This window comes from Chryseobacterium sp. c4a (assembly GCF_009900745.1).
In the GTDB taxonomy this organism is placed as follows: Bacteria; Bacteroidota; Bacteroidia; order Flavobacteriales; family Weeksellaceae; genus Chryseobacterium.
The window spans coordinates 128,912-150,987 of the sequence record NZ_WXVU01000003.1 but is presented as its reverse complement, the minus strand read 5'-3'; the positions used below and the strand labels follow the sequence as shown (position 1 = coordinate 150,987).

The window sequence follows — 22,076 nt, the reverse complement described above, 5'->3', positions numbered from 1 at the left end:
AGTCATGTTGTTGAATTTTTAATAAAGAGGTGGTGTTTTTGTTAAAAATTCAACGCTATTTCACTGCTTTGAGACTCAAATCTATATTCTCAGCAGAGTGTGTTAAAGCCCCTACAGAGATATAAGTTACTCCTGTTGCTGCAATTTTTTTAAGCATGTCACGAGTGATTCCTCCTGAAGCTTCAGACTCTGTAGATCCATTGATCATTTTTACAGCTTGCTTCATTGTTTTAACATCCATATTGTCAAGCATGATTCTGTCCACTTTTGCATTGATTGCCTCTTGTACTTCTTCCAGATTTCTGGTTTCAACCTCGATTTTTAACTTTTTCTTGGTCTTTTTAACATAATCCTTGGCCATTTTTACGGCATTAGTAATGCTTCCATTGTAATCAATATGATTATCTTTAAGCATGATCATATCATAAAGACCATATCGGTGATTGGTTCCGCCACCAATAGCAACAGCCCATTTTTCACACATTCTAAAGTTTGGAGTTGTTTTTCTGGTATCTAAAAGTTTGGTTTTGGTTCCTACTAATCTTGAATCCCAGTCATGGGTAAGGGTTGCAATGCCACTCATTCTTTGCATACAGTTAAGAACAAATCTTTCTGTAGAAAGTATGGATCTTGCACTTCCGGTTACAATAAGAGCAACATCTCCTACTTTACATGGCGTTCCATCTTTAATGAATGTTTCAATTGTAAGATTTTTATCGAACGTTTTGAAAATAATCTCTGCTAATTCTACTCCTGCAAGGATGCAATCTTGTTTTACCAATAATTTTGCACTTTGCTGAAGATCTTCAGGAATGGTGGAAAGGGTAGAGTGATCTCCGTCCTGGATATCTTCTTCAAGAGCAGTTTTTATAAATGTTTTTAATGCTTTATCTGTAACGTAGGCTGGTCTTTTCATTTGTTATATTTTTTAATAATATCTGGATAAACCTTTTCCGAATAATAAGTCGTGGATGATAAATAGAATAACGATCTCATGATTTTTGGCTTCTATTTTTTCAAACTCAATATAATCTTGTATAGAAGTATTGTCTTGGTTTAATCCTCTGTATTCTAATACTTCTTTAGTGAATCTTCCTTCTCTTTTTATATAGAAATCCCATATAAAGGTATCCCAGTCATATTCCTGTGTAAAATAACGGATTTTATTTCTATTAAAAACCAAAATAGGACGGTTGGGATTGTTACTATAATAATAAGTTGAAGCTAAATTATTGTCTTTTATAAAGTCTTCAATATTAATATCAATGGGTTTAGACGAAATCTTTTGTTTTGAAATTTCTAAAACATTGCATATTATTTTTAAGACTAAGGGATATTTGGAGTTTGAGATGAAATAATTTCTTAACCCTCTATGGATGCCATATCCTAATGCAATTGCCAGAGGAAATGATAGTAGAAATAATGGTATTTGTACCGAATCATTTAGATTTTTTCTAAAAATTGAAAGAATGAAGATAAAACTGAATGCAAGGAAAGCGATAATGACCTTTCTTGAATAAAATAATATATTTATTTCTGTGGTTATATTTAAGTTTGAAATCTTCATTGATTAAAGTTTCTACACTAAATCTTTATTGTAAAATGCTCCCTTATTCTCTGTCATTTCCATAGATTGAGTAATAATGAGATGGGCAACAGTCGTCAGGTTTCTCAATTCTGATAATTGTGGAGAAAGAATAGAGTAGTGATAAATTTCATCAACCGCCGCAGCAATTTCCTGATGCTTTTGTAAGGCCATATTCAAGCGTCTGTTGCTTCTTACAATTCCTACCAGATCACTCATCATTTCCTGAAGCTGTTTTCTCAGGTAGCTGATAATGACCATTTCATCCATGATTTTCATTCCTTCTTCATTCCATTCCGGAACAGCTTTTAAATCATCAAAGTTGAATAGATTTTCATTAAGAAGAGAAACTGTTTTCATAGCGGCATTGTGACCGAAAACTAATCCTTCAAGTAAGGAATTGGAGGCTAATCTGTTGGCTCCGTGTAGTCCGGAGTTGGTACATTCTCCTACTGCAAAAAGGTTTCTGATGGAAGATTGTCCGTCTCTATCCACCTCAATACCTCCCATGAGATAATGACAAGCAGGAACTACCGGAATTAATTGAGTGAATGGATCAATTCCTTCATCCTTACACTTTTTATAAATATTAGGGAAATGTTCAAGAAATCTCTCCTGGTTCATTTCTTTGCAGTCCAGGCCTACATATTCATCCCCTGAAATTTTCATTTCATTATCAATGGCTCTGGCTACAATATCTCTAGAGGCTAGTTCTTCACGTTCATCATATTTCTGCATGAACTTTTCGCCTCTTTTGGTTCTTAATTTGGCTCCGTCTCCTCTTACTGCTTCAGAAATAAGGAAAAGCATTCCGTCAATCTTATTATAAAGAGCAGTAGGATGGAATTGATAATACTGCATATTGGAAACCTTTCCTTTCGCACGGGCTACAAAAGCGATTCCGTCACCTGTAGCAATCGTAGGATTGGTTGTATTTTTATAAACATGTCCGGCACCTCCTGTAGCAGCTAATGTAATTTTAGAGGTTATTTTTTTGATGGTTTTGGATTTTTCATCCAAAATATAAGCTCCATAACAATGAATATCACCTTCGTTAAGTTCTTTTCCAGGAACATGATGCTGTGTAATAATATCAATTACATAGTGATGGTCTAAAATTTCAATATTAGGGCTGCTGTTTGCTGTTTCCAATAGTGCTCTTTCAATCTCAAAACCTGTAATGTCTTTATGGTGGACGATTCTGTTTTCGGTATGGCCGCCCTCTCTTCCTAAAGCAAATTTGCCATTTTTCATATCAAATTGAGCACCCCATTCTACAATTTCATTGAATCTTGCAGGAGCTTCCTTTACGACCATTTCTACGACATCCCGCTTATTTTCGCCGTCTCCGGCACGCATAGTGTCTTCTATATGTTTTTCAAAATTATCTTTCTGAAAGTCGGTAACTACAGCAAGGCCGCCTTGTGCATATTTGGTATTGCTTTCGTCTTCGTCAGACTTTGTGACAATGATGATTTTGGCATCAGGGAGTTGTTCAGAAACTTTAATGGCATAGGAAAGTCCGGAAATGCCGGAACCGATTACTAATACATCCGCTTTTATCATGTGCTTGCTTTAGATACAATCATTTAAATATTAAATAAATTTAAACAATTTTTCGTTTGGTTTTCTTACTTTTTTCATATGCTGAAAGGAGTCTTCTTCAGAGCGGTAACCTAAAGCGAGGGTAACGGTTACTTTTTCTATTTCGGTATTGATATTCAGAATTTCTTCTATTACATCCTGTCTGAAGCCTTCCATAGGACATGAGTCTATATTTTCGATAGCAGCAGCATACATGAGATTGGCTAATACTATATAAGACTGCTTTTCTGCCCAGTTGAAAATTTCATCTTGCGTTTTTTGATTGATATGCTGACTGATACTGTTTTTGAATGGATCCAGCGTTTCAAGGGGAATTTCTCTTACTTCCGAAATGTGTTTAAAATAACCACGGATATAGTTTTCCTCAATGATTTTCTTGGAAACAATAACGATCAGATGGGAACAGGTGGATATCTGAGAAGGATTGTAAAAAGCGGGAATCATTTTCTGTTTCATTTCCTCACTTTCCACAATGATTATTTTGTAAGGCTGAAGTCCCTGTGAACTGGCAGACAGCTTTCCTGACTCAAGAATATTATGAAGAGTTTCCTGAGGAATAATTTGATTATTAAATTTTTTTACAGAATATCTCCTGCTTAAAGCTTCCAAATAATTCATAGCACAAATTTATGAATTGAATATGAATAAAGGGTCTTTAAAATGAAATATATCAGCCTAATTTAATGTAAAAATCACCCCGCAAAGCGGAGTGACTCTTTTTAATATGAATAATGAACGTGGTTAATTTCTGTTTTTAACAATGATCCAGCCCGCGAAGTTAATCGGAGTATTGTGACTGTTGTTTTCATTCCATGAGATAGAATACCAGTAGCTTCCTGTAGGAACCTTTCTTCCGTTGGCTGTGCCATCCCATTTGTATCCATTTGTTTTATCTGCTTTAAAAACCTGTACACCATATCTGTCGTAGATATTCACATCCAGATTAGATTTTACAGCAAGTGCTGAATAGTCAATCGTATCATTGATGCCATCATCATTAGGTGTGATAAGATTGATAAGTTTAGGGACTGTGATATTGATTGTAACAGGTTCGCAGTTGTAGTTATCTTTTACATATATTTTAGCAACTCCTCTTGTAACGTCAGTAAATACATTCGAATCCTGCCAGGTTATTTTATCCATTGAATATTGATAAGGTGGCATTCCGCCTGCAACATTCACAGTGACTGTTCCGCCTGAGATATCTATACTTGAGATAACAGGGCTTTCTGCCGGAAGTACCATTACAGGTTGTATGGTGAAGCAGTCACCGGTTTTTAGCTTTACCCAATAGGTGCCCACTCCTACATTTTTAATAGATTGAGTGGTAGCTCCTGTGCTCCATTCGTAGCTTTTGAATCCTGGGCCTGCGTCCAGAGTTGTTGTGCTTTCCATACAGATGATTTTATCTTTTAAAACCCTGGACGGCGTTGGAGCTGTTACAGTGAGAGTAAGTTTAGCAATTGAAAAACATCCGTTTGCATTGAATACTTTTACATAAGCAACACCATTAGGAGCAATATATCCACTAGGATTGGTTATAGGATTGGTTCCGTTGAGAGCATCTGTTAAAGATGGGTAATATTCTTTGGTATATGCGGCTGGATTCGGAACGACTGCGGCATTGATAAGATTAAATGATGCTGTAAGCGGATTGCTTTCAATAAAACAAGCTTCTATCGGGATATCATAAACTGTTACCGGTGGGTGGGTGTTTAGGGTAATTTTAGCCGTGCTGACGCAACCTTGTGCTGTAGTTACTCTTACATATATCGTTCCCGGAGGAGAGACGTAAGCTGAAGGATTGGGGATCTGATTGGTGCTCGCATTCAGGTCGTGTATGCTTGGGTAGAATTCTTTAGTGACCCCAGTTAAAGTCGTTACTGCAGCTGTGTTGAGGTCAAATATGCCGACTCCGCCATTGTTGTTGTTACATTCGGTAAGGCTTGCGTCTGTGGCAGCAAAAGGAGTGGGTTCAAGCTGTATGATACCATCTCCATTGTCGCAAAGGGTTGCCGTGGGATCTTTAACTACAACTTTAATGGTGGTATTTCCTGTGTATTGGAAGCTGCTGGGGTTGGCAATTGGTGTAGCATTTCCCAATACATAATACGTAAATATGTAATTCCCGGGAGTATTTACAAATTGTGAATTGTATGAAGTAAGATCCACAATTCCATTTCCTGTTGTAGGATTGGTACAAACAAAAGGTTTGATTGTATTATTTAAAATAGGAACTTTATCTACATATACTTTAGCGTTTTGAATGGAGTGTCGGGCACTGGCACCTCCTGTTGCTGCAGAAAATCCAAAATACCCTTGTGACATTCCTACGGCATTTCCGGATGGGGCAAATGACTGATCAACGATAAGTACACCGTCTATTTTAATTTTAATGATCCAGCTGGTTGGATTGGAAAGGTCGGTTTCTCCATTTACTTCCACGTGCTTATAAGTAGCCCCAACAAACGGTTGTGTAGGATTTAAATCTGGAGAATGAAACGTACTTCCTGGGGTATTATTATATTCTATATTGTTGCCGGCAGTATTATTTGTTCCATAGAGAACGTGTACTTTGCTCATCTGCCCTTCGGTAGTATTATTAAAAATATCAAAACCAACCATTAGTCCGGATGCGTTGGCAGGAATTCCGAGACCCCCACCTGAAACAAATCCTGTTGGGGGATTGGCGAGATACCAGAATGTAAAGCCGTCTCCACGTCCAAATTGTGTAGTTCCGTTTCCATCAATTCTGAAATCGAATTCCACTTTCCATTTGTCACAATAACTTAAAGTGATGGGAGTAGATAGTTTTATAGCCCCATACTTGCTTGTCTGATCTGTGGTAAGTCGGATGAAATCTCCGCTTACAATAGCATCTGAAACAAGATCCCAACCTGTTGTGTTTACCGGATTTCCGATAAGTTGATAGGTCTGTGAAAGTGTTTTTCCTGGGAGGCATAATAAGATACCAAGTAAAATAAAGAGTAGATTTTTTTTCATAGTGGAAGGTTGTGATGTTACTGCATGTATTAATTTCTTATTCAAGGTTTTTTACCAGTACCCAACCTGAGTACCGGGTTTCGGTATTGTTTTTATCATTTTCATTCCATAAGATCGTATACCAATAGGTTGCGGTAGGGATCTTTTTGCCATAAGCTCTTCCGTCCCATGTGTAATTTCTTATTTTGCCTGCTTCATAAAGCTTGTTTCCATATCTGTCAAATACAGTGAAAACTAAGTTCTTTTTGTAAGCTAGTGCAGAGTAATCAATGAAATCGTTTTTATTATCCCCGTTAGGAGTGATAGCATTGATGAGATTCGGAACAGTGACCTGAACCTCAATAGGGGTGCAGTTATAAAAATCTTTAACAAAAACTTTTACTTCTCCTCTGGCTAATCCGGTAAAGGTATTTGAGGATTGCCAGTTAGTCCCATTCAAAGAATATTGATATGGGGATCTTCCGCCTGCAACATTTACTGTGATGGTATTGTTTTTAATGTCAATACTTGAGATAACGGGATCGGGAGAGGGTTTTACATATACGGTTTGTGTAGTGATACAATTACCTGTTTTTAACTTTACCCAATAAGTGCCGACGCTAACACCTTTGATGGAAGATGTTGTCTCTCCTGTGCTCCATAGATATCCGTCAAAACCGGAACCTGCATCAAGGTCAGTTTTGTCTTCTATACAGATCGTTTTATCTATTAAAATACTTGATTTAACAGGTGGAATTACTACAAGATTGATCTTGGCAATAGCAAAACAGCCATTGGTGTCTGTTACTTTTGCATAGACGGCAGTGTTTGTTGAAATATATTGGTAAGGGTTAATAATCTCATTGGTATCATTTACAGCATTGGCAATTGTTGTGTAGTATTTTTTAGTGATACCACTGGTTAGTGGGGTTACATTAGCTGATGTTAAATTAAATTCAGCATTAAGAATGTTGTTTTCAATGAAACAAGACTGCATGGTAGCCTCTTTTACCACAGTATCAGGATAAAAGGCAAGAGTAATCTTTGCAGTACCAGTACATCCCAATGGAGTGGTTACTTTTACATAGACCGTTCCGGGGGCGGAAAGATAGTTGTCGGGATTGAGAATTTCATTAGTTCCTGCATTTAGATCATTGAGTGTCTTGTAATAGTTCTTTGTGACTCCGGGAACATTTGTTACATCAGCAGAGTTAAGGTTGAAAATTGCAGTTCCTGCTTTATTGTTGTTGCATTGGGTCAATGTTTTATCATCTGCTTTAAAAGCGGCGAGGGTCAATTGAATTTTTCCATCAGGATTATCACAAAGTATTCCAGCGCTATCTTTGATGACGATAGTTACAGTTGTATTGGTATTAAATTGATAATTGGTAGGATTGGAAATAGGGGTTGAGCTGCCTTGGGGGTAATAAGTAAAAGTATAATTTCCCGGATTGGAAACAAACTGAGAATTGAAGTCTGTTAAATTTACGTTTCCAAGCCCTGTACTAGGATTAGGGCAGTAAGATTGAGTTGCCAGGGTTTTTAATATGGATACTTTATCTGTGAATATTTTTACATTTTTAATGGAATGCTTAGCACTTGCTGCTCCTGTAGATGCTGAAAATCCAAAATATCCCTGGGTCATAGTAGCTGCTCCAGCTGAGGGAGTGAATGATTGCGAAGTGATGGTATTGCCATCTATCTTTACAGTGATGATCCAGTTGGTAGGAGTTATAGGGTCGGTTACTCCGGTAACTTCTACATGTTTGTAAGTAGATCCTACAAAGGGTTGGGTAGAGTTCAGATCAGGGGAGTGAAATGAGCTTCCTGGAGTGTTGTAGTATTCCAGACCATTGGTGTCTGCTGTATTGGGAACTACTCCGTAGGCGACATGCACTTTGCTCATCGAGCCACCACCTGCTATATTGTTGTAGATATCAAAACCTACAATCAGGCCCGTAGCATTTTGTGGAATTCCTAGTCCTGCACCTTGTTGGCTGGTCACCGGAGGATTGGCGAGATACCAGAATGCAAATCCATCTCCTTTGCCGGAAGAGGTTCCGTTTCCGTCGATTCTGAAGTCAAACTCAACTCTCCACTTATCGCAGTATTTTAAATTAATAGGATCATTTAATTTTATTGCGCCTGCTTTATCGGCTACGTCATCGGTAAGCAAGATGAAATCTGTGTTTGCAACTGCACTAGGTACTATAGTCCAACCAGTAGTGTTGATAGGGTTTCCGGTGAGTTGATAGGTCTGGGCAAAGGAAGTTCCAGACAAGCATAGCAAAAGAATAGAGAAGTAAAATAATAAAAATTTATTCATTTCACTGGGAATTTAATTCGTGTAAATATATTAAATCCCAATTAAAAAATGGATATTTTATATTAATTTTGTTAAAAAAATCAATTATTATTCAGAAAATAATATTTTTTAAGATAAAGTAATGAGAGTTGTAGGTGTTGTGTTGGATTTTTGTGAATGAAATTAAAAGAGTGAATTGTTTTCCAACCCTTCAAAATAAGTGTCAATCTCAAGATCTGGGGAGCTGGCTGCGGCTACTGCTAGTTTATCACAAAGTTCATTTTCAAAATGACCGGCATGACCTTTTACCCAATGCATGGTGGGTGTGTGTTGATTGTAAAGCTCAATGAATTTTTTCCAGAGATCGGGATTTTTTACATTTTTCCAGCCTCTTTTAATCCATCCGGTAATCCAATTCTGATTGACAGCATCTGCTACATATTTGCTGTCGGTGTAAACGTGAATGTCGTTTTCTGTGGATTTTAGTTTTTCCAAAGCAGAAATTACTGCCAAAAGTTCCATTCTGTTGTTGGTCGTCTTTCGGAATCCTTTAGAAAAGGTTTTCTGATAATTCTTTTCAGGTACGCGCATGAGAATTCCGTATCCGCCTTTTCCTGGATTTCCACTGCAAGCACCATCTGTATAAATTTCGATTCTCAAACCTGTTTTGTAAAAATTGAACTGTCTAAACCAATGATATAAAGTCACCGGATATCATGAAATATTGTAATGAAGAATAATATCTTTTAATTATTTAAAAAGGAAAATCATCATCATCGTCAAAATCATTCATCGATGATCCTGAAAGTTTTGAGCTGTCGGGAAGATCAAATGCTGCTCCTGGTTGGATGGTTGTTTTAATTTTGTCAAAACCACTTGGCTCGCCAAAGTTGGATGGGAAACCACCTCCCATGCCGCCATCAAGAGCTGCTTCAATGTCACCGAATTTTGCAAAATGTTTTAAGAATGATAATCTGACATCAGCTGTAGCACCATTTCTGTGTTTTGCGATAATCAATTCAGCTTGATTTTCCGTAGAGGTTTCTTGTCCTTCTTCGTCATTGTCCCAAACTGTAATTTTATAGTATTCAGGTCTGAAGATGAAAGATACGATATCCGCATCCTGCTCAATCGCTCCGGATTCCCTTAGATCTGAAAGCTGAGGTCTTTTTCCGGGACGTGTTTCCACACTACGTGAAAGCTGGGAAAGTGCAATTACCGGTACGTTAAGTTCTTTTGCAATAGCTTTTAAGGAACGGGAGATCATGGAGATTTCCTGTTCACGGTTTCCAACTCCCTTTCCTCCACTTCCTGCGGTCATCAGCTGAAGGTAGTCGACCATGATCAGTCTTACACCATGCTGCATAACCAGTCTTCGGCATTTTGCACGGAAGTCGAAGATGGAAAGTGATGGTGTCTCATCGATATATAAAGGAGCGTTTTCTAGCTCAGATACATTCGAGAAGAGTCTTTGCCATTCTTCGTCATCCAGAGTTCCTTTTCTAAGCTTTTCAGAGGAAATTCTTGTTTCTGAAGCGATCATTCTGGTGATAAGCTGTACAGAGGCCATCTCGAGAGAGAATAGAGCCATTGGAATTTTGTGACCTACAGCAATATTTCTTGCCATAGAAAGAAGAAATGCTGTTTTTCCCATCGCCGGACGTGCAGCAATGATAATAAGGTCGGAATTTTGCCAGCCTCCGGTTTCTTTATCTACGTCTCTGAATCCGGAAGGAACTCCTGAGAGTCCTTGCTTATCCTTAAGAGATTTGATGGTATCAATAGCTTGCTTTACTAACGAGTTCGCAGTATCGAATCCTTTTTTAATCGTTCCATTGGTGATCTCAAAGAAAGATTGTTCCGCTTTATCCAGAAGTTCAAATACATCGGTTGATTCTTTGTATGAAGAATCGATCACATTCGCGGAAACATTAATAAGGCTTCTTAAAATATATTTTTCAAGAATCACACGAACATGATATTCAATATGGGCAGATGAGCTTACTCCCATAGTCAGGTCGATGATGTAATGATCACCACCTGCCTGGCTTAGCTTATCTTCTTTTTTTAAATCCTGAATGATGGTCATTAAATCTACAGGATGATTGCCTTCGTAAAGCTTCAAAATAGTAGAAAAAATGATCTGATGTCTGGGATCATAAAATACTTCCGGGGTAAGAAGGTCAATGGAATGGTCAAGACCTTTTTTGTCAATCAAAAAAGTTCCGATAACAAGTCTTTCAAAATCCACTGCATTAGGAGGCATTTTTCCATCCGCAATAGAGAGCTCTTTTGCAAAGTTTCCGTGTGTAAGGGATGATAATGTTTCTTTCTGCGCCATGGTGCAAAGATAGCTTATTTAAAAAATATCAAGAAAATAGTATTCAACAAATTATTAGCAGTCTTTGTAGAAATGCGACTAGTAGGGGATTGGTTATGTTGATAAAAAAAATCACCCCAGACGGGGTGATTTTTATGATAAGATTGAAAGATTATTCTCTGTTTTTCAGGATGACCCATCCTGAGAATTTGAAAGGAGTTTTTCTGCTGTCATTCTCGTTCCAGGTTAAAGTATACCAGTAAGTACCTGTAGGGATTTTCTTGCCGGCAATGGTTCCGTCCCATTTGTATCCGTTGGATTTGTCAGCTTGGTGAATTTTTACACCATATCTGTCAAAGATACTTAATGCAAGGTTTTGCTTGCCTGCAATGGCTGAATAATCCATAATGTCATTAACGCCATCTCCGTTTGGTGTAATAACATTGATGATATTAGGTACCAATACTGCTACTTCAATAGGATCGCAGTTGTAGGCATCTTTTACGTAGATCTTATAGCTGCCTCTGGCAACATTGTTGAAGATGTTAGAATCCTGCCATACAACATTGTCTATAGAGTATTTGTAATCAGGAGTTCCCCCTATTACATTTACTGTTATGGTAGTAGTTGCTACATCAATGCTTGCTATCACAGGTTGTTCAGTTGGGTAAACTTTTACGGTTTGTGTAGTAACGCACTCTCCTGTTGTTAGCTTTACCCAATAGGTACCTACTCCTACATTGCTGATGCTTTGTGTAGTAGCTCCTGTGCTCCATTCGTATTTTTTGAATCCTGGCCCTGCATCTAGCGTGGTTTTGTCTTCCATACAAATGATTTTATCCTGAAGTACTGTTGATTTTACAGGAGGAAGTACTTTAAGGGTGATTTTAGCTACATTAAAACATCCTCTGGCATCATATACTCTTACGTATACAATTCCATTTGGAGCGATATAGGTTTTAGGGTTTGGTATTTCATTCGTCGCATCTACGGCATCGGCCAGAGAAGGGTAGTATTTTTTATCTGTACCCGAATTTTGTGGTGTCACTGGAGCGTTGTCAAGATTAAATAAACCTGTAGATGGATTTGATTCTAGGAAACAAGCTTCTAATGCAGCATCATATACTGTGATTGGTGGGTAGAACTTTAATTTGATTTCTGTAATGGCGATACAGCCATACTCGTTGGTTGTCTTTACAAAAACTGATCCTTCGGATGCAACATATTGGTAACGGTTAGGGATTTCGTTGATGTTATGATCAAGATCATACATTGAAGGATAATACTGTACAACCAGATTAGGAGTTACTCCTATGTCTGCAGAGGTTAAATCATACATCGCTGTTCCAGCATTGTTGTTGTTACACGATGTAAGTGTTCCTGGGGTAAGCTTGTATGATCTGTCTGTAAATTTGATCTCTCCGAATTCCCTACATTGATTTAAGAAAGTGATAGGTTTGGTAGGGTCAACGTAAGATATTGAATAGGCGTATTTGTTAGCTGTATTAACCGAAATAGGAGCGGTTATAGGGTCATAATCGTTGTTGGCATCTGCCACAGTACGATAATATTTAATAACAAAATTAGGATTGTTATTTCTGATCTGATTTGATAATGTACCGAAATCAAACACTACCGGATTGCCACAAATATCAATGTTACCATCCTGTAGTAATCCTGGTTTTAGGAAAGGAAAGGGTTGGTAAATTTTTAAAGAATTATTATCAAATGGTGTAAGAAGCAGTGCTGTTCCGCCAAAGCTTAACTTGAAAGGAGCTACTTTAGGGGAGAAGTTATTTAAAAATAAATGATATATTTCTCCGGGAAGTACGTCAATGTATTTTACAAAGCCATCACCGCCAGCGGGTTCTGTAGTATCTGTAGAAGTTAAATCCAGACCTGTAAGAGGGGCTTTGGGCCCGGCTAGGTTTGCATAAGAGCATCTTAAAGGAGTTTCTCTGGGATTGTTGCAATCGTGGTTGGGTCCATATAGGGCGAAGTCATAATCAGTGGTAGCAGCGTCGGGGCCTAATGGTGTAATGAGGAAAGTAAGTGTTCCTGCTGTTTTTATACTGAAAGTAAGCCAGATAGAGTTGGTTTCAGAGGTTAGGCAGCCACTTCCTTCTTTTACATTTCCGTATCCGTTTGGAGTTAGGGAGATTTCAGAATCACTACATATAGGTATCGCGGTGACGCAGTCCTGCTGTGCAAAAACCATTTGGGTGATGAAAATTAGAAAAACCAGTAGATATTTTTTCATTTTGACCGATTTAAAATTGAATACTTGAGTTATTAGTTCTTTGGAATGAGTTGGTTACCCCATCCTGGCGCGGTTTCTAATCCTACTTTTGCTTTCTGATATTGAATTTCAGCTTCAGATTTGTTACCTGATTTCTCTGCTAACTTAGCCTTTAATATAGCCAGTCTTGGATTGTTTGGATCAGATTCTGATTTCAGAATATATCCTGAAAGATCCTGTTCTCCTTTTACTGGATTTTTGTGTTTACCTGACTGTAAGATCTGAAGGGTTATAAGTCCTTTGAGGATGTTTATTTCCTGGGGATCTTGCTCAGATAGTGGTATAGCGAGTGCATATTTTGCTGCAATAGCATTGCTTTCTATAAATGATTCGTTAGGATTTTTTGATAATAATTCTGCTTTAAGATACATGGAAACAGCAGCATAGTAAAAGGCTTTCGATTGTTCAGAGGTGTTGGTCTCTGTGAATTTCTTAAACAGTTTGTCGTAATCACCCTCAGTATTAACGGTGTTGAGCTGTATGGCACTTTGTTGTAATGCTTTGTCGGTAAAAGTTTGGGCGCTTACCCATAAACTAGTCATGAAAAAGCTTAAAATAAGTAAAGTTTTATTCATAAAGGAGTTGTTTGCTACAAATGTATGAAATTAATAACGTTTAGTGGTCTGGTTTAGTATATATTTAAAGAAAATTGCGTTTTGTGTTTGTATTTGGTATTTTGTTTTATTGGTTTGGTTGTGTTGATGTTATAATAGATGTTTGTCTTTTTGTTTTATTTGTAAATAAAATTGGGTTTTATTTTGATATTGAATAGGTATAAAAACAAAACAAGGATAGAAAGTGTTCTATCCTTGTTTTGTTTATTTTTTATTTTTAATTGATTTATGTGTTTTTAAATCAATTGATGATAAGTTTGTTAATATTGCATCTTTCTTAGCTTTGGATTAGTGCTTCCAACAATCAAGGCAACCAAGACCGTCATGCATCCTCCGAATACTACTGAACGTACTACACCTAAAGCTTTGGCCATTACCCCGCTTTCAAATTGTCCCATTTCATTACTGGACATAATGAATATTGAATTAACACTTAAAACCCTTCCTCTTATATGATCAGGTGTTTTTAGTTGTACAATAGTTCCTCTGATAACTACGGAAATACCATCAAGCATTCCGCTTAATACCAGGAACATAAAAGAAAGCCAGTAAAGTTTTGATAATCCAAATCCAATGATGCAAATTCCGAATCCGGTCACTACCGCAAGTAATATTTTTCCCTGGTTTTTTCGTAAAGGAACAATGGATAGAAGGGTAATAATACACATGGAGCCAATATCAGACCCTGCATTCAGTAAACCAAATCCTTCTGCTCCGGAATTCAGAATATCTGTAGCAAAGACCGGAATCATTGCTACTGCTCCTCCAAAAAGTACAGCAAACATGTCTAGGCATAAAGCACCCAGGATTTCCTTTGTTTTAAAAATATAAGATATTCCTTCGCGCATGCTTTCTACAACATCTACAGCTTCTTTCTTGTTTTCTGAATGCTGTTGATTCAGTTGCCAGAAAAAGAGTGAGGCAATAAATATTAAAGATAAAATAACAACCAGTGTCCATTGTACTCCGATATATCCGATGAGTAGCCCCCCGATAGCATGCCCACATACCGAAGAGATAAGGAATGTTGCCTGATTAAGAGTAACAGCATTCGGTAGGTTCTCTTTCTTTACAATTTTAGGAATCATAGAAGGAACAATTGGGCCTATAAAAGCTCTTGCAATGCCTGTGAAAAATATAACTCCATAGATGTAATAAGTGATTTCGTGCCCTGTAAAATGCATCTGCACGTTAAAAAAAGCAGGAATTAAAAGCAATCCAATCAGAAAAATATAAGCATAATTACAGATGAGTAATAATCTCTTTTTCTCATTCATATCTATAACATGGCCAGCATATAAGGCACAGCTTACTGCCGGTATCACCTCTGAAAGTCCAATAAGGCCAATTGAAAAAGGATCTTTTGTTAACTGATACACCCACCATCCCAATAAGGTAGCAAGCATTCTGAAAGCTAAAACAATAAAAAATCTCCCGGTGAGAAGATTTCTGAACTCAACATTTTGTAATGTCTGTAACGGGGTAAAGGAAATCATGAACAAAAATAGCCCTAAAAATTTATTTAGGGCTATCTGTATATCGTTTTTTAAAAGATATATTAAATATATATCAAAAGATAAAATCTATTTTAGTCGGCTCTTGAAGAACTGATCACAATGGCAGCAACTCCTGCAGCACCAATAATAGTGGCACCTGCTGCAATTCTTGCTTTTCTTCTGTCTTTCACTGCTGCTACATTAGATTTAGGGATAATTACCTCTGTACTGTCTTTTTTTCCAGCCGTCCCTACAAGATTATCTCCAACAATGTTTCTGAATAGTATTTTTTGTTTTGGAGATCCGTCTCTCATGGTAACTTTGTAAACCTTTCCGGCTTCCAGGTTGGAGTAGTTATTTTTTGAAATATCCTCGCTGTATTTTGTGGTAGCGCAAGATGTAATAACAAATAAAGACGTTAATAAAGATGATTTCAACAGTACAGATGCTTTCATTATTTTCGTTTAGTTTTTCAAATTTATAATTTTTTTCGAATATACGTTTTCGGAATTGAAAAAATATCTTTAAAGTTTGTAAATTTCTAACAAATCTGCGATATTTCTGTCATTGCCCAATCTTGGAGTTTTATTTTGTCCCCCTAGCTTTCCTTGAGATTTTGCATATTCATGGAATGCATTCTTTTTAAGCCTTGTGATATGAAGCTTTTGTAAAATATTTCCCGAAATCAGATCATCATAATACGTATTCCTGTTTCTAAGCTGCTGATCCAATTCATTTATGAATGCTTCCAGATTTTCAGGATCCTTTTCAAATTCGATCAACCATTCATGGTAAGGAAGCCCTTCTGTAGGGTTTACTTGTGGTGCAAGATGAAATTCAGTGATTTGGGCAGGATATTTTTCAAGAGTTGCTTTCATGGCTTCCTCTACTTCAAACGCAATTACATGTTCTCCAAATGCAGAAGTGAAATGTTTTGTTCTTCCGCTTACCAGAACTCTGTATGGGTTTTTGTTAATAAACCTGACAACATCTCCAATGGAGTAAGCCCATAATCCTGAGTTGGTCGTAAGAATCAGAGCGTAGTCTTTATTGAGTTCAATTTCCTTTAATGTTAATCTGCGGGCGTTAGGCTTTCCATATTCTTCTAATGGAATAAACTCATAAAAAATGCCATGGTTGGTTAGTAATAAAAGACCTTCCTTTGTATAATCGTCTTGAAACGCGAAAAAACCTTCAGAAGCAGGAAAAGTTTGAATAATATCTACCTTTCCACCCAATAAATCTTCCATTTTATCACGATAAGGTTCGTAATTTACACCCCCTGTAACCAGAAGCTGCAGATTGGGAAAGAGTTGTTTTATTTTTTTACCATGTTTCTCGGTCAGTTTTTCAAAATACATGATCAGCCAAGGTGGTATTCCCGAAATTAAGGTCATGTTTTGACTTTCTGTCTCTTCCACAATTTTATCTACTTTAGCTTCCCAATCTTCCATGATGTTGGTTTCCCAACTTGGTAGTCTGTTTTTTTGAAGATAATTAGGGATATGATGAGCGACAATTCCGGATAGTCTTCCCGTTTTAATTCCGAAAACTTCTTCTAATTCAGGGCTTCCCTGTAAGAAGATCATCTTTCCGTTTACGAAATCAGCGTTGTTTTTTTTACTGATATAATGAAATAAAGCACTTTGAGCTCCGACAATCTGATAAGGCATTCCTTCTTTTGATATAGGAATATATTTTGAACCCGAAGTGGTTCCTGAAGTTTTAGCGAAATATTCAGGAGTATCTGTCCAAAGAATATTTCCCTGTCCTCTTTTTACTCTTTCAATGTACGGTTTTAAATCTTCGTAGTCGGAAATAGGAACCCTGTTCTGAAAATCCTTTACAGAATGAATGCTTTCAAAATCATGCTCCCGCCCGAAAAGTGTCTTTTGGGCTGTATTGACAAGGGAAATTAATAAATCCTCTTGGTTTTTTTCTGCATTTTTTTTGAATTCCTCTGCTTTTCGGACATGTTTTTTTGCCCAGATAAGCGCCGCATTTTTCTTGAAGAAGTTTAACATGGTTCAAATTTATAAATAAGTAGAGAATTGTGGAACCCTTTTTAGCAGGTATGACATAAAAAAACCGATGAAACGAATTCATCGGCTTTTCTCGAAATTTGATTATGAAAATAACAACTATATGTTAATGTTATGCTTTATTTGTTTTCTTTGTATCTTTTATCCGGAGTACCATCTTTTTTAAGATGCTTGTTATCTTTGTATCTCTTGTCCGGAGTACCATCTTTTTTCATTTTAACTGCAGGTTGAGCTGGTTTTACCTCTGCCGGTTTAGCTGTTTTAGTAGCCATAGGTTTCGCCGCTTTTACTTCTGCTGGTTTAGTAGCTTTAGCGGTCGTTTTTACAACTGGAGCATGAGGTGCGCTTGTAGCGGGAGCAGTCTGCTGAGCAGTAGCAAGGCCTAATCCTAAGATTAATGACATTGCTGATAATAATTTTTTCATAGGAATACTGTTTATTTTTTGTTGATTAAAGATATACAAAAAGCAGGCTAAAAATTTTAGTTTTTTAAACTTAACTAAAGTTTATTACAGCTTAAAAAAAAATTAAAGTAATAGTATAAATATTAAAAAAGCCTGTTTTCCGATTGGGAGAACAGGCTTTTACATAAACAATAGATGGTTTAACGCGTACAGTTGGCTGTCCATGTTTTGCCATCCTGGATGTATAAAATTTTTAATGTGTTATTATCAATTCTGATATAAGAGGTTGCTGTAGACCCAACCATGACCAAGGTGTTGTCGCCTTGTTTGTTGAATTCTATTCCATTTAAACTTGGGATGCTGTTTGAGAAAGTAAAGTTATACTTGGTACCACTGGCAATCTTCGTTACAAATACACTTCCGTCGTTAGTACTTATATTGGTGGAGCCACCGTCTTTATAAGATACGCTTCCTTTGTACGTTCCTGCAAAAAAGTCATTGTCTGCAGGATCATCATCCTTGCTACACGACCAAAAAGATAATGCTGTAAAAACGAACAACATCAAAACTCCTAAAATTTTCATTGCTTTTTTCATAATACTACTTTTAATGTTTGGTTGATTTAAAGTCCCAAACACTATGCCATGAGAAAATATTCATTTTTTTTTAACAGAGAATTAAAAAAATTAGTAAAAAATTAAGATTTAAATAAGCTAAGTGGTTCATTTTAAATCTGAAAAGTTCCCGTTCTTTGGGCTTGAAGAAAAAAATATCCTTACCTTTGTATAGTATTTAACGGTTTCGGAAAACTCCCGAAATCGCTTTTGTCGTTTATACCATTACTATTTATGCAGTTAAAATCCATCAATGAAAAGTTCCTTCCGGATCTGATGCAGAAAGAATTCGGAAAAGAAATTTTTACTCAGTTAGAAAATAGTCAGCATATTGCCGTGAAGGGAAGTGCAGGGTCTTCCGTTTCTGTTTTTGTAGCTGAACTTTTTTTGGTTCAGAAAAAAAACATTCTTTATCTGGTAGATGATAAAGAGGATGCATTGTATGCCAATACCGAAATGGAAGATCTGCTTGGAAAAGATAAAGTATTGTATTTTCCCGCTACTCACCTTGAACCTTATCAGGTAGAGAAAACACAAAACGCAAATCTTGTACTAAGGACAGAGGTGTTGAATAAGATCAATTCAGGAAGATCTCCAAAAGTTATTGTTGCTTATTCGGGAGCTTTGTCAGAAAAAGTTTTGAAGAAAGAAGATTTCAAAGCAATTTCTCATCATATAAAAGTAGGGGATCAATTAGACTTTGATTTTGTGGATGAATTGCTAAATCATTATCATTTCCAACAGACAGATTTCGTTTCAGAGCCTGGAGAGTTTTCTGTAAGAGGAGGAATTGTAGATGTGTTTTCTTATTCCTATGAAAAACCCTATAGGATTACCTTCTTTGGGAATGAGGTAGAAAGTATTAAAACATTTGATATAGAAACTCAGCTTTCCGTAGATAAAGTGAAGGATTTTCAATTGGTATCCAATATGAACTTTTCGGTAACAGGAACCAGGGTTTCACTGCTGCAACTATTGCCTAAAGAAAGTTATGTGATTTCCAAAAATGGAATGGTGGGAATGCAGAAGATTAAAACCTTTTATGAAAAGTCCCTTGAAAAATATGAAACCTTAAGTAAAGATATTTCACATAGAGCTCCACAGGAACTTTTTATTTCTGATCAGGAGTTTTTATTTGATTATAAAAAGTTTAAAACGGTTGATTTCGGAAATGTAGTTATTGAAGGGTTAAAAGAAATTACCGAAATTAAAATGGAGCAGCTCCCACAGCCTTCTTTCCATAAAAATTTTGAACTCCTGATCGAAGATATTGAGGAAAAACAACAAGCTGGATTCGATACGTGGATTTCCTTTTCAACGGAAAAACAAAAAGAAAGACTGGAGTCTATTTTTGAAGAGCTGGAACATGAACTTCCTTTTAAAAGTTTTAAATCTGAACTGCATGAAGGTTTTGTGGATAATGGGCACAAACTGCTGGTTTATACCGACCATCAGATTTTTGATCGTTATCAGAGGTATAAGGCTAAAAATACCTTTGCAAAATCAGAGCAGCTTACTTTGAAAGATCTGATGTCCTTAAAGATTGGGGATTATATTGCCCATATCGATCATGGAATTGGGAAATTCATGGGATTGGTGAAGGTGAATAATGACGGAAAAATCCAGGAATGTTTTAAACTCACTTACAAAAACGGAGATTTACTATATGTAAGTATTCACTCGTTACATAAAATCTCTAAATACAATGGGCCAGATGGAAGAGAAATTGTGTTGAGTAAGCTGGGTTCTCCAACATGGAAGTCGCTAAAACAGAAAACTAAAGCTAAGGTAAAGCAGATTGCATTTGACCTTATTAAATTATACGCTCAAAGAAAATCAGCAAAGGGATTTGCTTATACTCCGGATTCTTATTTACAGAATGAGCTGGAGGCGAGTTTTATTTATGAAGATACTCCGGATCAGGAAAAAGCTACTGTAGATGTGAAAAAAGATATGGAAGCGGATACTGTGATGGATCGCCTGGTTTGTGGAGATGTAGGTTTTGGGAAAACAGAGGTGGCTATCCGTGCCGCATTTAAAGCTGCGACAGATGGTAAACAGGTAGCAGTGCTTGTTCCTACTACTATTTTGGCGTTTCAGCACTATCGTAGTTTTAAGGAAAGGCTTAAAGATTTTCCGGTAAATGTTGGTTATGTGAACAGATTCAGAACAGCTAAGCAGAAATCCGAAACGCTGGATGATCTGAAAAACGGAAAGGTAGATATAATTATCGGAACCCATCAGCTGGCGAGCAGTTCTGTTAAGTTTAAAGATCTTGGCCTATTGATTATTGACGAAGAACATAAGTTTGGGGTTTCGGTAAAAGATAAACTGAAGACCCTAAAAAATAATGTTGATACGCTTACATTGACTGCAACTCCAATTCCAAGAACATTGCAATTTTCTTTGATGGCGGCAAGAGATTTATCTGTCATTAAAACACCACCACCCAATAGACAGCCTGTAGATACACAGTTGGTAGGATTTAATGAAGAAACAATTCGTGATGCTATTTCCTATGAAATTCAGAGAGACGGACAAGTGTATTTTATCAATAACAGAATTGAAAATCTTAAAGATATTGCCGGACTTATCCAACGTTTGGTTCCAGATGCAAGAGTGATTACAGGGCATGGTCAGATGGATGGCAAGCAGTTGGAAAAGAATGTTCTGGACTTTATGGAAGGAAAATATGACGTGCTTGTTTCTACCACTATTGTAGAAAGTGGAGTAGATGTTCCAAATGCGAATACGATCTTTATTAATGATGCTCAGCGATTTGGAATGGCAGATCTTCACCAGATGAGAGGAAGGGTAGGGCGAAGCAACAGAAAGGCATTCTGTTATTTGATCACCCCACCTTATGATATGATGACTTCTGATGCCAGAAAGCGATTGGAAGCCATTGAACAATTTTCTGATTTAGGAAGTGGTTTTCAGATTGCAATGAAGGATCTTGAAATTCGTGGTGCCGGAGATTTGCTAGGAGCTGAGCAAAGTGGCTTTATCAATGAGATGGGATTTGAAACCTATCAGAAGCTGATGCAGGAGGCTCTTGAAGAATTGAAAGATGATGTGGATTTTGAGAATCTGTTTGAAAATGAAGAAGACAGACAAAAACTTTTCAAATCCGTAAAAGATGTTAATATCGATACGGATCTTGAATTAATGCTTCCTGATTTTTATATTTCCAATACGGAAGAGAGATTATTATTGTATCAGAAAATAGCGGAGATCAATAATGAAAAAGATCTTCATCAGTTTGAGCTTGAACTGATTGATAGGTTTGGGGCATTACCGAAAGAGGCCATTAATCTATTGAAAAGTGTTTCTTTAAAATGGCTGGCTGCAGATATAGGTTTTGAAAAGATTGTGATGAAGAATGGTATATTCTTAGGTTATTTTCCTAGCAATCCTCAGGATAAATTCTATCAGACAGATAGATTCAGACATATCATTAATTATTTAACAAGAAATCCTGCCGAAGCACAGCTTAAAGAAAAGTCTGGTAAAGAAGGAAATCAGTTGATGATGAGAAAAGAACGGGTGAAAAATGTAGATGAAGTGAATGTTTTATTAAAGGCTATTATTGAACATAATTGAAATATAGCTTGCAAAAATTAATAAGTTTTCCGTAATTAATCGTAAACCATATAAAAATTCACTTTTTTTATATGGTTTTTTTGTGATTCTTATCATGTTTTTCGAGGCTAATATTCCTTATTAAGAGAATTAAGCTCTTTTAAATGGGTATAAAGTCACTTTTTAATGAGAAAATATGATGTGATAAAACCCGATGGGAAAGTGGTT

General features: G+C 36.7%; 16 protein-coding genes. 1 reads left to right on the top strand and 15 read right to left on the bottom strand.

The window, feature by feature from the left end; genetic code table 11:
- Positions 1–55: 55 nt before the first annotated feature.
- From nadC to GTR01_RS06625, 15 genes are all read right to left on the bottom strand, one after another.
- Positions 56–916, bottom strand: a complete 861-nt coding sequence (nadC, locus tag GTR01_RS06695; RefSeq protein WP_160137091.1) for a carboxylating nicotinate-nucleotide diphosphorylase — start codon at positions 914–916, stop codon at positions 56–58.
- A gap of 12 nt (positions 917–928) precedes the next feature.
- Complete coding sequence (locus GTR01_RS06690; protein ID WP_160137090.1) at positions 929–1,567, bottom strand: hypothetical protein; 639 nt, start codon at positions 1,565–1,567, stop codon at positions 929–931.
- Positions 1,568–1,579: 12 nt separating this feature from the next.
- A complete protein-coding gene (gene nadB / locus GTR01_RS06685; RefSeq protein ID WP_160137089.1) occupies positions 1,580–3,151 on the bottom strand; it encodes an L-aspartate oxidase in 1,572 nt (523 codons plus the stop codon).
- Between the two features lie 30 nt (positions 3,152–3,181).
- Positions 3,182–3,808 carry an NAD(P)H-dependent oxidoreductase gene (locus GTR01_RS06680; RefSeq protein ID WP_160137088.1) on the bottom strand — a complete coding sequence of 209 codons (627 nt, stop codon included), beginning with the start codon at positions 3,806–3,808 and terminating at the stop codon, positions 3,182–3,184.
- A 123-nt stretch (positions 3,809–3,931) separates the two neighbouring features.
- Positions 3,932–6,193, bottom strand: coding sequence for a T9SS type B sorting domain-containing protein (locus GTR01_RS06675; RefSeq protein WP_160137087.1), 2,262 nt, complete (start codon positions 6,191–6,193; stop codon positions 3,932–3,934).
- 37 nt (positions 6,194–6,230) lie between these two features.
- Positions 6,231–8,498 carry a T9SS type B sorting domain-containing protein gene (locus GTR01_RS06670; RefSeq protein ID WP_160137086.1) on the bottom strand — a complete coding sequence of 756 codons (2,268 nt, stop codon included), beginning with the start codon at positions 8,496–8,498 and terminating at the stop codon, positions 6,231–6,233.
- A 162-nt stretch (positions 8,499–8,660) separates the two neighbouring features.
- The gene (gene rnhA, locus GTR01_RS06665; RefSeq protein WP_160137085.1) at positions 8,661–9,137 is read right to left on the bottom strand and encodes a ribonuclease HI; all 477 of its coding nucleotides are present in this window, start codon (positions 9,135–9,137) and stop codon (positions 8,661–8,663) included.
- Positions 9,138–9,231: 94 nt separating this feature from the next.
- A complete protein-coding gene (gene dnaB / locus GTR01_RS06660) occupies positions 9,232–10,818 on the bottom strand; it encodes a replicative DNA helicase (protein WP_160137084.1) in 1,587 nt (528 codons plus the stop codon).
- Between the two features lie 151 nt (positions 10,819–10,969).
- Positions 10,970–13,057, bottom strand: coding sequence for a T9SS type B sorting domain-containing protein (locus GTR01_RS06655; RefSeq protein WP_160137083.1), 2,088 nt, complete (start codon positions 13,055–13,057; stop codon positions 10,970–10,972).
- A gap of 32 nt (positions 13,058–13,089) precedes the next feature.
- Positions 13,090–13,671, bottom strand: a complete 582-nt coding sequence (locus GTR01_RS06650) for a hypothetical protein (RefSeq protein WP_160137082.1) — start codon at positions 13,669–13,671, stop codon at positions 13,090–13,092.
- 299 nt (positions 13,672–13,970) lie between these two features.
- Entirely contained in the window at positions 13,971–15,206 is a 1,236-nt protein-coding gene (locus GTR01_RS06645; RefSeq protein WP_160137081.1) for an MFS transporter, read from the bottom strand.
- A gap of 92 nt (positions 15,207–15,298) precedes the next feature.
- Positions 15,299–15,661, bottom strand: a complete 363-nt coding sequence (locus GTR01_RS06640; RefSeq protein ID WP_089734860.1) for a hypothetical protein — start codon at positions 15,659–15,661, stop codon at positions 15,299–15,301.
- Positions 15,662–15,730: 69 nt separating this feature from the next.
- Positions 15,731–17,230 (bottom strand): GH3 auxin-responsive promoter family protein, encoded by a 1,500-nt coding sequence (locus GTR01_RS06635; protein ID WP_160137080.1) that lies wholly within the window; start codon positions 17,228–17,230, stop codon positions 15,731–15,733.
- Positions 17,231–17,367: 137 nt separating this feature from the next.
- Entirely contained in the window at positions 17,368–17,673 is a 306-nt protein-coding gene (locus GTR01_RS06630; RefSeq protein WP_160137079.1) for a hypothetical protein, read from the bottom strand.
- Positions 17,674–17,852: 179 nt separating this feature from the next.
- Positions 17,853–18,248, bottom strand: coding sequence for a hypothetical protein (locus tag GTR01_RS06625; RefSeq protein ID WP_160137078.1), 396 nt, complete (start codon positions 18,246–18,248; stop codon positions 17,853–17,855).
- Positions 18,249–18,500: 252 nt separating this feature from the next.
- Here GTR01_RS06625 and mfd point away from each other — a divergent pair, with 252 nt between their 5' ends.
- Positions 18,501–21,869 carry a transcription-repair coupling factor gene (gene mfd, locus GTR01_RS06620; RefSeq protein WP_160137077.1) on the top strand — a complete coding sequence of 1,123 codons (3,369 nt, stop codon included), beginning with the start codon at positions 18,501–18,503 and terminating at the stop codon, positions 21,867–21,869.
- Positions 21,870–22,076: the final 207 nt, after the last annotated feature.

Excerpts from the sequence above, each read along its gene's own strand:
- nadC (WP_160137091.1), bottom strand. The coding sequence starts at position 916 with ATGAAAAGACCAGCCTACGTTACAGATAAAGCATTAAAAACATTTATA.
- GTR01_RS06690 (WP_160137090.1), bottom strand. The coding sequence starts at position 1,567 with ATGAAGATTTCAAACTTAAATATAACCACAGAAATAAATATATTATTT.
- nadB (WP_160137089.1), bottom strand. The coding sequence starts at position 3,151 with ATGATAAAAGCGGATGTATTAGTAATCGGTTCCGGCATTTCCGGACTT.
- GTR01_RS06680 (WP_160137088.1), bottom strand. The coding sequence starts at position 3,808 with ATGAATTATTTGGAAGCTTTAAGCAGGAGATATTCTGTAAAAAAATTT.
- GTR01_RS06675 (WP_160137087.1), bottom strand. The coding sequence starts at position 6,193 with ATGAAAAAAAATCTACTCTTTATTTTACTTGGTATCTTATTATGCCTC.
- GTR01_RS06670 (WP_160137086.1), bottom strand. The coding sequence starts at position 8,498 with ATGAATAAATTTTTATTATTTTACTTCTCTATTCTTTTGCTATGCTTG.
- dnaB (WP_160137084.1), bottom strand. The coding sequence starts at position 10,818 with ATGGCGCAGAAAGAAACATTATCATCCCTTACACACGGAAACTTTGCA.
- GTR01_RS06655 (WP_160137083.1), bottom strand. The coding sequence starts at position 13,057 with ATGAAAAAATATCTACTGGTTTTTCTAATTTTCATCACCCAAATGGTT.
- GTR01_RS06650 (WP_160137082.1), bottom strand. The coding sequence starts at position 13,671 with ATGAATAAAACTTTACTTATTTTAAGCTTTTTCATGACTAGTTTATGG.
- GTR01_RS06645 (WP_160137081.1), bottom strand. The coding sequence starts at position 15,206 with ATGATTTCCTTTACCCCGTTACAGACATTACAAAATGTTGAGTTCAGA.
- GTR01_RS06640 (WP_089734860.1), bottom strand. The coding sequence starts at position 15,661 with ATGAAAGCATCTGTACTGTTGAAATCATCTTTATTAACGTCTTTATTT.
- GTR01_RS06635 (WP_160137080.1), bottom strand. The coding sequence starts at position 17,230 with ATGTTAAACTTCTTCAAGAAAAATGCGGCGCTTATCTGGGCAAAAAAA.
- GTR01_RS06630 (WP_160137079.1), bottom strand. The coding sequence starts at position 17,673 with ATGAAAAAATTATTATCAGCAATGTCATTAATCTTAGGATTAGGCCTT.
- GTR01_RS06625 (WP_160137078.1), bottom strand. The coding sequence starts at position 18,248 with ATGAAAAAAGCAATGAAAATTTTAGGAGTTTTGATGTTGTTCGTTTTT.
- mfd (WP_160137077.1), top strand. The coding sequence starts at position 18,501 with ATGCAGTTAAAATCCATCAATGAAAAGTTCCTTCCGGATCTGATGCAG.